Source organism: Cryobacterium sp. PH31-L1 (assembly GCF_030063145.1).
Classification (GTDB): Bacteria; Actinomycetota; Actinomycetes; order Actinomycetales; family Microbacteriaceae; genus Cryobacterium.
Map to the genome: position 1 here is coordinate 327,467 of NZ_JASISM010000003.1, position 11,803 is coordinate 339,269.

Sequence of the window (11,803 nt, forward strand, 5' to 3'; positions counted from 1 at the left end):
AGCGCGTAAAATGGGTAACCGGGCACTCGCCCGCATTCTGCGCCTTCGACCATTGGAGCCACCGTGGCCGCACCCACTCATCTTGATTCCGTCATCGCCCTCGCCCGCCACCGCGGTTTTGTTTTTCAGGCCGGTGAGATCTACGGCGGTTCCCGCTCCGCGTGGGACTATGGGCCCCTCGGCGTCGAACTCAAGGAGAACATCAAGAAGCAGTGGTGGCGTTCGATGGTCACCAGCCGCGACGACGTCGTCGGCCTCGACTCCAGCGTGATTTTGCCTCGCCAGGTCTGGGAGGCATCCGGTCACGTCGAGGTTTTCAGCGATCCGCTGATCGAGTGCACCAGCTGTCACAAACGTTTTCGCGCCGACCACCTCGAAGAGCAGTATGAGGAGAAGAAGGGCCGCCCGCCAGAAAACGGCCTCGACGATATCGCCTGCCCCAACTGCGGCAACCGTCACATCTGGACCGAGCCGCGCGCCTTCTCAGGACTGCTCAAAACCTACCTCGGCCCGGTCGATGACGAGGCCGGCATGCACTACCTGCGCCCCGAAACCGCGCAGGGCATCTTCGTGAACTTCGCCAACGTGCTGCAGGCGTCGCGCTCGAAGCCTCCGTTCGGCATCGGCCAGATCGGCAAGAGCTTTCGCAACGAGATCACCCCCGGAAACTTCATCTTCCGCACCCGCGAGTTCGAGCAGATGGAGATGGAATTCTTCGTCGAGCCCGGCACGGACGAGACCTGGCACCAGTACTGGATCGACACCCGCCTGAAGTGGTACACCGACCTCGGCATCAATCCGGAGAACCTGCGCCTGTTCGAGCACCCTGCGGAGAAGCTCTCGCACTACTCCAAGCGCACCGTCGACATCGAGTACCGCTTCGGCTTCACCGGCACCGAATTCGGCGAGCTCGAGGGCGTCGCGAACCGTGGTGACTTCGACCTGTCGACGCACGCCAAGGCATCCGGTAAGGATCTGTCGTACTTCGACCAGACCAAGAATGAGCGCTGGACGCCCTGGGTGATCGAGCCGGCTGCCGGCCTGACCCGGTCCCTGATGGCCTTTTTGGTCGACGCCTATGTTGAAGAAGAGGTTCCGAACGCCAAGGGCGGCGTCGACAAGCGCACCGTGCTCAAGCTCGACCCGCGCTTGTCGCCGGTGAAGGCCGCGATTCTGCCGCTGTCGCGTAATGAGAAGCTGTCGCCGATGGCCCGCGAGCTCGCGTCGAGCCTGCGCCAGCTCTGGAACGTGGACTTCGACGACGCCGGAGCCATCGGCCGTCGCTACCGTCGCCAGGACGAGATCGGTACCCCGTTCTGCATCACGGTCGACTTCGATTCGCTCGACGACCAGGCGGTCACCGTGCGCGACCGCGACACCATGGCGCAGGAGCGCGTGCCGCTCGCCGAACTCGAGGCCTACCTGGCCGTTCGCCTCCGCGGCGCCTAGCGCAGAGCGAGCGAGCCCGGCTTCGATTAACGCGAGCTGGTCTCGAAAACGCGCCGCCGGCATCCGTCGTGCAGACTGAGACCATGAAAGCGGTCTATTTCGAAGAATTCGGTGTTCTTCCGGTACTGCGCGAAGTGCCGGAGCCGCGTTTGAGCGCTTCCGGCGTGATCGTACGGGTGGAGGCCACGGGCCTCTGCCGCAGCGACTGGCACGGCTGGCTCGGCCATGACGCCGATATCGCGCTGCCGCACGTTCCCGGGCACGAACTGGTCGGCGTGATCGATGAGGTCGGACCGCTCGTGCGCCGTTTTCGAACGGGCCAGCGGGTGACCGTGCCCTTCGTCTGCGCTTGCGGCGAGTGCCCGGAGTGCGACGCCGGCAACGGCCAGGTCTGCCGTAACCAGACCCAGCCCGGCTTCACCCATTGGGGTTCCTACGCCGAGCGGGTCGCGCTGCACCAGGCCGATGTGAACCTCATCGCCACCCCGGACGACCTCGACGCGGGTGCGGCCGCGCTGCTCGGCTGCCGGTTCGCCACCTCGTATCGCGGGCTCGTGCACCAGGCCCGCCTCCAGGCGGGCGAAACCCTCGTGGTCGTCGGCTGCGGCGGAGTGGGCCTGAGCGCAGTCATGATCGGGCAGGCGCTGGGCGCCACTGTCATCGCCGTTGACATCAGTGCCAACGCCCTCGATGCGGCCGCCCGGGTGGGCGCGGCACACGTGGTCAACTCGTCCGGGCTCTCCGACGCCGAGGTGGTCGCACGCATTCGGGGGCTCACCGTGGACGGCGCGCAGGCGAGTCTCGAGGCGCTCGGCCGCGAGAATACCGTGGCCATCAGCATCCGCTCGCTGGCTACTCGCGGGCGGCACGTGCAGATCGGCCTGCTGGCCGACGACCCGCGGATGCCGCTGGGAACGGTGATCGCGCGGGAACTGACCGTGCTCGGCAGCCACGGTATGCCGGCGCACGACTATCCGGCGCTGCTTGACCTCGTGCTGAGCGGGCGACTGCGCCCCGCGGACCTGATCAGCCGCCGCATTCCTCTGGCCGAGGCTCCGGCGGCGCTCGCCGCCATGTCCACGCCTGACGCACCCGCCGGAGTCACCCTGATCGAGGTCGACCGCACGATTTGACCTTCGTGAGAGGCCACGTTCCGCCCTGTGTGGGCCGAAGCAACGAGCTACGAGGCGATTGAACCGCTACCAGTGGCATCCGCGAAACCTGCGACGGGCAGTGTGACGTCGATGTTGAAGAGGGCGTTGAGGCCGGTCAGGTAGGCGTCTTGCTCGCCGGCGCGGGCGAGATCGCGGGCACGCACCATGGGGGCGTGCAGCAGCACGCCGGCAAGGTGACGCAGGGCCGACTCGGTGGCCTCACTCGAGTCGCCGCGACTGCGAGCCCGGGCGATCTCGGCGTCGCGAAGCTCGAACACGTAGCTGCGCAGGGCGACCACGGCCGGGGTGAGGCTCTGTTCTTCGGCGACGTCGGAGAACTTGCGGGCGGCCTTGCCGACGATTTCGCGGGCTTCGGTCGTGGCATTGAGCTCTTCGAGCGGGGCGTGGATGCTGATGGTCTCGAGGTCGAGAAGCTCGACGCCGGGAACCAGGGTGACATCGGGGGCGACATTGCGGGGCAGGCCGAGGTCGATGATGAGCTGCGGCGGTGCTTCGGGGCCGGAGTCGGCCGGGCACAGACGGGCCGGGGCGTCGGCGGTGGCGCCGGCAATGGCGAACGGGTCCGTGCCGATCTCGGCACGCCCCCGGGTGATCAGGGCCGCGTCGATCACGTGGTCATCGCGCAGGGTGCAGGTGACGACGACGTCGGCACGAGCCACTTCGGCGGCGAAATCTTCGGTGGGTACGGCGTCGATGTCGTGCGAGGTGGCGAATCCTATGGCGCGACCCGAGGGCGAGTAGACGCGCACGTTCTCGGCGCCGCGGTCACGCAGGGCGGCCAGCGAGGCGCCGGCGTAGCGGCCGGTTCCGACCAAGAGCACGCGGGCGCTCGACCAGTCGCTGACCCGGCTTTCGGCCAGTTCGAGGGCGAGGCGCACGATCGAGCGGCCGGCCGAGCCGATGCCGGTGCGGTTCTTCACGCCGCGCGAGGTTTGCGAAGCCCGCTGGAACAGACGCTCGAGCTCGGGGCTCGTCGTTCCGTCGGCTCGAGCCTGCTCGAGCGCGCGGCGAACCTGGCCGGCGATTTCGACCTCGCCGACGACGACGGATTCAAGCCCGCTGGTCACCGCGAACAGGTGCTCGGCCACGCCATTGCCGTGCACGAGGGTGAGATTGTCGCGCAGAACGTCGGCGTCGAGGCCGCTCGAGGCGCTCACAGCCTCAATCGCGGCGTAGACGGCGGGCAGCGGCGACACGCCGTAGGGCTCATCCAGGTCGAGGTAGGCCTCAAAGCGGTTGCAGGTTGCGACGACCACCGCACCGCTGAGTGGCCCGTGCTGCTCGACCATGCGGGTGGCCGACGAGCCCCCGCCCACAGACAATTTCTCCAGCACATCGAAGGTGGAGTTTTTGTGGCTGGCGGAAAGAAGAATGAGCACTAGCCGATTCTACGACTTCTTGCTGTACGCTCCCGTCGCGCGCCGTCAGGGATATTTGAGAGAATGGGCTTGATGATCCTCGACGCGCAGCATCCACTCTCCTCCGGCCTCACCGCCGACTCCCGCCTGATTCAGGCCTATCAGGGCACCCGGCCCGACGTGACACCGGTGTGGTTCATGCGACAGGCCGGCCGATCGCTGCCCGAATACCGCGAATTGCGGGTCGGAACGCGCATGCTCGACGTGTGCCTCGACCCCGAGCTGGCGAGCGAGATCTCGCTGCAGCCGGTGCGCCGTCACAACGTCGACGCGGGAATCTTCTTCAGCGACATTGTCGTTCCCCTGAAACTGGTCGGTGTCGACGTGTCGATCGTGGCCGGTAAGGGTCCGGTGCTCGGCAAGGCCGTGCGCACTTCAGCGGACGTCGACGAGCTCACCGCCTTCGACCCGGCCGTTCTTGACGAGGCCCTCGCGCCGATCAGCGATGCCGTCGCCCGCGCGGTCTCCCAGCTCGGATCGACCCCGCTCATCGGTTTCGCCGGCGCACCATTCACCCTCGCCGCGTACCTGGTCGAGGGCGGTCCGTCCAAGGACCACATCCACGCCCGTACGCTCATGCACGCCGAGCCCGAGGCCTGGGAAAAGCTCATGGCCTGGACCGCCGATATCACCGGCCGGTTTCTGCGCGCCCAGGTGCTCGCCGGCGCGAGCGCTGCCCAGCTGTTCGACTCGTGGGCCGGAGCGCTCTCGCTGGCCGATTATGCAGCATCCGTTGCTCCCTCCTCGGCGACGGCCATCGCCCACGTACGCGACCTCACCTACACGGTGCCCGGCGCCGACGACGTTCCGGTCGACCGCAACGTGCCGATCGTGCACTTCGGCGTCGGAACCGGCGAGCTGCTGAAAGAGATGCACAACATCGGAGCCGACGTCGTTGGCGTTGACTACCGCGTACCGCTCGACGAGGCCAACCGCCGGCTCGGCGGCACCGTTCCGGTGCAGGGCAACGTCGACCCGGCCCTGCTCGCAGCTCCGTGGCCCGTGCTCGAAGCGCACGTGCGCGATGTGCTCGAACGCGGCGGCAGCGCGCCCTCGCACGTACTCAACCTCGGCCACGGCGTTCCGCCCGACACCGACCCCGATGTGCTGACCCGCCTGGTCAGCCTCGTGCACGACGTGAGCGCGGCCGAGTAGGAGCAACAGAATGATCGACGTTCTCGTGATCGGCGGGGGAGTGGCCGGTCTGGTCGCCGCCCGCGAATGCGCCCAGGTCGGACTGGCCGTCACCATCATCGAAGCAACGGATGCCGTCGGCGGCCCGGTCGCCGGTCACGTTCTCGACGGACTCAGCCTTGACAGCGGTGCCGAGAGCTTCGCGGTGCGCGGCGGAACCGTCGCCGCCTTCGTCGAGGATCTCGGCCTCACCGACCAGATCGTCGCCCCCAACGTGGCCGGCGCCTGGCTGCACCTGCCCGCGCTCGACTCCGGCTCGCCGTCCCGCGCCGGCGCGAAAAAGATCGCCGCCGGGACTGCCCCGCAACGCCCGTCAGCGGATGCCTCGGTGAGTGTCCCGCTCCCCAAAGCCGGCGTTCTCGGAATCCCCGGTTCACCGCTCGCCGACGACGTTCGCCGCGTCATCGGCTGGAAGGGGGCGCTGCGCGCCTACGCCGACCGGCTCATGCCCGTGCTCACCATCGGTCGCGAGCACAGCCTGGGCGACCTCGTCAAGAAGCGCATGGGCCGGCTCGTGCTCGACCGCCTGGTCGAACCGGTCGCCTCCGGCGTCTACACGACGAGCGCCGTCGACCTCGAAATCGATGTCGTCGCCCCCGGCCTCAACCGCGCCCTCACCACCGCCGGCTCGCTCTCCGGCGCCGTCTCGGCTCTGCGCTCCGGCGCCCCCGCCGGCTCCAACGTCGGCGGGTTGCTCGGCGGCATGGCCAGCCTGCCCGCCGCCATCGTGACCGCCCTCGAACGCCACAACGTGAGCATCCTCACCGGCACGACGGCCGAGAACGTGGCTCGCTCCGGTACCGACGATGCGCCGACCTGGTCCGTCACCGTCACGCGCCCCGCGGATGCCGCGCCCGCCGACCCGGCTGACCTGATCGACTCAACTGACCCCGCCGACGTCGGCACCACGACCCAGACCATGACCGCCCGCTACGTCATCATCGCGACTCAGGGAGCCCAGGCGTTGCGGCTGGTCAACCCGCTCGGCGCCCAGTTCGATGCGCTCGCCGAACTCGACTGGCCGGCCCCGACCGCGGTGACCCTCACCTCGCTCGTGCTCGACGCGCCCGCCCTCGACGCGCACCCGCGCGGCACGGGAGTGCTCGTCTCGATTGACGCCCCCGATGTCACAGCGAAGGCGCTCACCCACGTCACCGCGAAGTGGGCCTGGGTGGCCGCAGCGGCCGGCCCCGGCCGTCATGTCGTGCGGCTGTCCTACGGCCGGGCCGGTCACCCCAACCCCACCGATGACCTCAGCGACGTTGAACTGCACGCGCTCGCCCTGCACGATGCGGCCACCCTGCTCGGTGTGCCGCTGCCGGCCAGCAGCGTGCGCGCCTTCGCCCGCACCGAGTGGCGTGACGCCCTGTCGCCCGCCACGCTCGGTGCGCCCGAACGTGCCCAGCTGGTGCGCGAGGCTGTCGCGGCGACCCCGGCCCTCGAGATCACCGGCGCCTGGCTGGCCGGAACCGGCCTCGCCTCGGTCATTCCGCACGCCCTCGAGGCCGGCGACCGCATTCGGCATGCCGCTCTCGGCCTCACGATCACGGCGCCCGACCGCTAGCCCACGCTGAAACTGTGCACTTCCTGTATTGATACGAGCGCGCTGAGACATACCCGGGCGCACCCGAGACCGAAACGGCGAACCGGGTTACTCTGGGGATACCTTACGAAAGTGGAGACTCAATGCGCGGAAAGCTTCTGTTCATTACGGGCGGACTCGTCGGCTACGTGCTCGGTGCACGCGCCGGCCGCAAACGCTACGACCAGATCGCCGCTGCTGCCAATGATCTCTGGAACGCCAAACCGGTGCAGCGCCGGGTGACCAAGGTGCGCGATGCTGCCCTCGAGCTGGTTGGAGACGTTCCAGCCACCCTGCTCAAGGCCGGCAAGAAGGCGGTCAACCAGGCGGTCGCCAAGAAAAAGCAGGCTTCCGCCCCCGCCGCGACCGCCCCCGCCGCCAAGGCGAGTGCCACCACCAGTCGCACCGCCGCTGCCAAGCCGAAGCCGAAGCCGAAGGTGGCCCCGAAGGCGACCCCCAAAGCGAAGCCCGCGCCCGAAGGCGATTCCGCCGCCCACGACGACGCCCAGTAACCCCGACACCAACTCTTAGAATTCAGACACCCGAACCACCGACACCCGAACCTAGGGAAGGCAATCCGTGACTAGCAGTGGATTCAACCCGAAGAGCAAACGCCCGTTGCTCGCCCTGATCGGGGAGTTGCCCGGCCAGATCAGTGCCCTCGTCAAAGCCGAACTGGATGCCTTCAAGGCCGAGTTCGCAACGAAGGCCAAGAACTTCGGGGTTGGTGCCGCACTCTTCATCGTGGCCGGAGCCATCCTCTTTTTCGCACTCGGGGTGTTCGTCGCCCTCGCGGTGATCGCGCTGGCTCTGGTGTTGCCGCTCTGGCTGGCCACCCTCATCGTGGCAGTGGCGCTCGTGCTGCTCGCCGGCATCCTCGTACTCATCGGTGTCAATCGGGTGAAGGCGGCCACGAAACCCGACCCGGAGGGCGTGCACGCGAGCATCCGTCACGACGCAGATGCATTCAAGGGAGTTGGCGAATATGACACCAAATAGCGGCACTCAAACCGAGAAGCACGGCATCGGCGATCTTCGCGCCGAATCGCGACGCGCGCGGGCCGAACTCGCCTCGACGCTCGATGCGATCGAGTACAAGTTCAACCTGCCCAAGCAGCTGCGCATCAAACGGAGGCAGCTCTCCCACGCCCTGCGTCAACTCGGCGAAGACAGCCCGGCCGCCCTCGTGGGCATTGCCCTCGGCGCGGCGACCATGGTGGGCGTCATCGTCTGGTTCGGAGCCTCAGCGGTGGCCAAGAACCGCTAGTTCCGGTTTCCCCGCTCGGTCGGTTCACAGGAATCGGTGGGCTCATTTTGGTGCCGGGCGCAATACAGAGCAAACTAGAGCCATGACTCACCCGGCTGCCGGAGAGGCAGTACCCAGCGTTCAGCCCACCACCCCCACCGATTCCGAGGTACCAGCGGCTTCGCCGCAAGGCTTCACCCTCTTTACCGTTCTGCGAAAAGATCCGAACAACCCGGATGACCTCGACGGCCGCGATGTACCGCACGCCGTGAACGAGCTCGACGACGTTCTGGCGCTCATTGAAGCCGAGGGCGTCACCGTACGCGGCTTCTACGATGTCTCCGGCCTCAAGGCCGACGCTGACGTCATGATCTGGACCCACGCGCCCGAGGCTGAGACCCTGCAGTGGGCCAATCGTGAGCTGCGCCGCAGTCGCCTGCTCAAGAGCTTGCTGCCCACCTGGAACGCCATGGGCGTGCACCGCGACGCCGAATTCAACAAGAGCCACGTGCCCGCATTCCTCCGCGGCGTCGAGCCCAAGGCCTGGCTCACCATCTACCCCTTCGTGCGCAGCTTCGAGTGGTACCTGCTTCCCGAAGAAGACCGCAGCCGCATGCTCGCCGACCACGGACGCAAGGGCGCCGCCTACCGTGGAGCCCTCGCCAACACCGTCTCGGCTTTCGCCCTCGGGGACTACGAGTGGCTGCTGCCGATCGAGAGCGACGAACTCACCGAGCTCGTCGACCTGATGCGCGGCCTGCGCGACACCGAAGCTCGCCGCCACGTGCGCGAGGAGATCCCGTTCTTTACCGGACGCCGCATCTCGACCGCCGAGCTCGTCGAGGTGCTGCAGTAATGACCGCGTACGACGCGATTCTGCTGGCCGGCTTCGGCGGACCGGAGGGCCAGGACGACGTGATTCCGTTCCTGCGCAACGTCACCGGCGGCCGCGGCATCCCCGAGGAACGCCTCGAAGAGGTCGCCACCCACTACCGCCACTTCGGCGGCATCAGCCCGATCAACTCCCAGAACCGGGTGTTGAAAGCCGCACTGCAGGTCGAACTGACCCGTCGCGGCATCGACCTGCCCGTGATCTGGGGCAACCGCAACTGGGCGCCGTATCTGAAAGACACGATCAGCGAGGCGCACGAGGCCGGCCAGAATCGACTGCTGGCGATCGCGACCAGCGCGTACAGCTCCTACAGCGGATGCCGCCAGTACCGCGAAGACTTCGCCGCAGCGCTGACCGACAAAGGGTTGAACGAAGTCGTGCACATCGACAAGATCCGCCAGTTCTTCGACCACCCCGGCTTCGTCACCCCGTTCATCACCGGAGTGGCCCAGGGGCTGAAAGACGTCGCCCTGGCGATTCCCGGCATCGATGTCGACACCGAGGTCGAGATCCTGTTCTCGACCCACTCCATTCCCATGACCGACGCCAACAAGAGCGGTCCTGCCGAGCGCGGCTTCGGCGAGGGCGGCGCCTACGCGGCGCAGCACAACGCAGTCGCGCAGGTCATCATGGACTCCCTGGTAGAACCAAATGACGCCACCGCGAAACTCAAGACGCAGTGGCAGCTGGTCTACCAGTCCCGCAGCGGTCCACCCAGCATGCCGTGGCTCGAACCGGACATCAACGATGCGATCGCCCTGCTGCCGGCCCGCGGCATCCGTGCCGTGATCATTGTGCCGCTCGGCTTTGTCAGCGACCACATGGAGGTCATGTGGGACCTCGACAACGAGGCGATGGAGACGAGCGAGAAGTTCGGCATCACAGCCGTGCGCGTGCCGACGCCGGGCGTCTCGCCCGACTTCGTGAGCGGCCTGGTCGACCTGATCGAGGAACGCCTGAACGACACCCCCGCCGCAGATCGCCCGGCCGAGACCGATCTCGGCCCGTGGTACGACGTGTGCCGCCCCGGCTGCTGCGAGAACGTGCGCCTCGGCTTCAAGCCGGCCGTCGCGGGAATGGCGCCATGACCGTGATCCGCGTGGGCACCCGCGCGAGTGCCCTCGCCCTCGCGCAGACCCAAACCATCGTCAACCGCATCGCGGCGTCGGCCGGCGTCGAGGTCGAAATCGTGCGCGTCACCACCCACGGCGACACGTCGACGGAGCCGCTTTCGAGCCTCGGTGGAACCGGTGTGTTCGCGAGCGCCCTGCGTGAAGCCCTGCTGAACGATGAGTGCGACGTCATCGTGCACTCCTACAAGGATCTGCCGACCGAGGCCCACCTCGGGCTTGTCATCGGCGCAATTCCCAAAAGAGCGGATGCCCGCGACGTGCTGGTCGCGCGCGCCGGCTTCACCCTGGACACCCTTCCGGAGGGTGCCCGCGTAGGTACCGGCTCGCCGCGTCGCGTCGCCCAGCTGCTCGAACGTCGCCCCGACCTGACGATCGTGGACATTCGCGGCAACATCGACACACGCATCGGCCGCGTCGCCGAGGGCGACCTCGATGCCGTCGTGCTCGCCGCAGCCGGGCTCGGCCGTCTCGGTCGGCTCGACTCGCTCGCGCCCGAATTTCTCGATCTGTCGGCCTGGCCGACCGCTCCGGGCCAGGGTGCGCTCGCCATCGAGGTGCGCGCTGGCAAGCCGGAACGCCTGCTCGGTGTTGCGCTCGCCGCGATGAACCACGCCTCCACTCAGGCGACGACCACCGCGGAGCGCACGGTGCTGGCCCGCCTCGAGGCCGGCTGTGCCGCCCCGATCGGTGCGACTGCGGTCGTTGACGATGGGCTCCTTTTCCTCACCGCCACCGTGTACGGCCCTGACGGTTCCCGCAAGGTCACCAGCTCGCACGCAGCCACGCCCGATTCCCACTCTGCCCTCCACCTCACCGAGGCCGCGCTCGACGTGGCCGAACGTGTGTCCATAGATCTTCTGGCCGGTGGCGCGGCCGAGTTCGCTCCTCTGAAAGTGACTGAGTGACCACGTGACCAATCAACTGACCAAGCCCCTCGCGGGCTGGCGAGTTCTCGTTCCGCGCGGCGGACCCTGGGGTGACCAGGTCGCCGCCAATCTGCGGGCCAGGGGTGCAAATCCGATTGTCGCCCCCATGATTAACTTCGCTGCGACCGACGACGCCCCCGCGCTCGATGCAGCGTTGACCCGCCTCGCCGCCGGTGATTTCGACTGGATGACGATCACGAGCGCGACTACCGTCGACGTTCTGTCGTCGCACCGCGCCGTCGTTGCTCCCGGAACCCGCATCGCCGCGGTCGGTGAGACCACCGCCGCCGCGCTCATCGCGGCCGGCTACCACGTCGACATCGTACCGTCCGAGGACAACTCCGCCCGCGGCCTGCTTCAGGAATGGGAGACTGCCACGGCGGGAGTGATCCCGCTGCGCGTGTTGACCCTGCGCAGTGAGATTGCCAAGCCCCTGCTCACCGAGGGGCTGCGCCGGGTCGGCCACGACGTGGAATCCGTCGTCGCCTATCGCACCATCGGCGTTCCGGTCAGCGACCAGGTCGTCGCCGACGTGAAAGCCGGCCTCGTGCACGCCGTGCTCGTCACCAGCGGCAGTGTCGCGCGTCAGGTGCGCGAACAGTTCGGCGATATCCCCGAGCGCACTCTCGTGGCCTGCATCGGACCGCAGACCGCCAAGGACTCCAGGGCCCTCGGGCTGCGCGTCGACGTCATCGCCGCCGAGCGCAGCGCCGAGTCACTGATCGAGGCGCTCGTCGACACTGCGCTGGCGGGGGCCGCACCCGCGCTCTGACCGGCGAGGTAACGAC

12 protein-coding genes are annotated in these 11,803 nt (G+C 67.8%); 11 read left to right on the top strand and 1 reads right to left on the bottom strand.

The features are described from left to right. Positions 1–63: 63 nt before the first annotated feature. Positions 64–1,449 (top strand): glycine--tRNA ligase, encoded by a 1,386-nt coding sequence (locus tag QMF22_RS08320; protein ID WP_283452299.1) that lies wholly within the window; start codon positions 64–66, stop codon positions 1,447–1,449. Positions 1,450–1,532: 83 nt separating this feature from the next. Next, positions 1,533–2,582, top strand: coding sequence for a zinc-binding dehydrogenase (locus QMF22_RS08325; RefSeq protein ID WP_283452301.1), 1,050 nt, complete (start codon positions 1,533–1,535; stop codon positions 2,580–2,582). A gap of 47 nt (positions 2,583–2,629) precedes the next feature. On the opposite strand, the gene QMF22_RS08330 is transcribed toward QMF22_RS08325, so the two are convergent. After that, entirely contained in the window at positions 2,630–4,003 is a 1,374-nt protein-coding gene (locus tag QMF22_RS08330) for a glutamyl-tRNA reductase (RefSeq protein ID WP_283452303.1), read from the bottom strand. Positions 4,004–4,075: 72 nt separating this feature from the next. Between QMF22_RS08330 and hemE the strand changes: the two genes are divergently transcribed. The 9 genes from hemE to QMF22_RS08375 all read left to right on the top strand — a co-directional run bounded on the left by hemE (position 4,076) and on the right by QMF22_RS08375 (position 11,787). Next, positions 4,076–5,197 carry a uroporphyrinogen decarboxylase gene (gene hemE, locus QMF22_RS08335; RefSeq protein WP_283452305.1) on the top strand — a complete coding sequence of 374 codons (1,122 nt, stop codon included), beginning with the start codon at positions 4,076–4,078 and terminating at the stop codon, positions 5,195–5,197. A gap of 10 nt (positions 5,198–5,207) precedes the next feature. Then, positions 5,208–6,800 (top strand): protoporphyrinogen/coproporphyrinogen oxidase, encoded by a 1,593-nt coding sequence (locus QMF22_RS08340; RefSeq protein ID WP_283452306.1) that lies wholly within the window; start codon positions 5,208–5,210, stop codon positions 6,798–6,800. Between the two features lie 122 nt (positions 6,801–6,922). Beyond that, on the top strand, positions 6,923–7,330 hold the full coding sequence (locus tag QMF22_RS08345) for a YtxH domain-containing protein (RefSeq protein ID WP_283452308.1): 408 nt from the start codon (positions 6,923–6,925) through the stop codon (positions 7,328–7,330). Between the two features lie 67 nt (positions 7,331–7,397). Continuing rightward, positions 7,398–7,817, top strand: a complete 420-nt coding sequence (locus QMF22_RS08350; protein WP_283452310.1) for a phage holin family protein — start codon at positions 7,398–7,400, stop codon at positions 7,815–7,817. Next, entirely contained in the window at positions 7,804–8,085 is a 282-nt protein-coding gene (locus QMF22_RS08355) for a hypothetical protein (RefSeq protein ID WP_283452312.1), read from the top strand. Before QMF22_RS08350 ends, QMF22_RS08355 begins: the two co-directional genes overlap by 14 nt. Before the next feature lie 82 nt (positions 8,086–8,167). Continuing rightward, positions 8,168–8,920, top strand: a complete 753-nt coding sequence (hemQ, locus tag QMF22_RS08360; protein WP_283452315.1) for a hydrogen peroxide-dependent heme synthase — start codon at positions 8,168–8,170, stop codon at positions 8,918–8,920. Next, positions 8,920–10,044, top strand: coding sequence for a ferrochelatase (locus QMF22_RS08365; protein ID WP_283452317.1), 1,125 nt, complete (start codon positions 8,920–8,922; stop codon positions 10,042–10,044). The genes hemQ and QMF22_RS08365 overlap by 1 nt, the downstream gene beginning before the upstream one ends. Further along, on the top strand, positions 10,041–10,994 hold the full coding sequence (gene hemC / locus QMF22_RS08370) for a hydroxymethylbilane synthase (protein WP_283452319.1): 954 nt from the start codon (positions 10,041–10,043) through the stop codon (positions 10,992–10,994). The genes QMF22_RS08365 and hemC overlap by 4 nt, the downstream gene beginning before the upstream one ends. A 4-nt stretch (positions 10,995–10,998) precedes the next feature. Further along, on the top strand, positions 10,999–11,787 hold the full coding sequence (locus QMF22_RS08375) for a uroporphyrinogen-III synthase (protein WP_283452320.1): 789 nt from the start codon (positions 10,999–11,001) through the stop codon (positions 11,785–11,787). Positions 11,788–11,803: the final 16 nt, after the last annotated feature.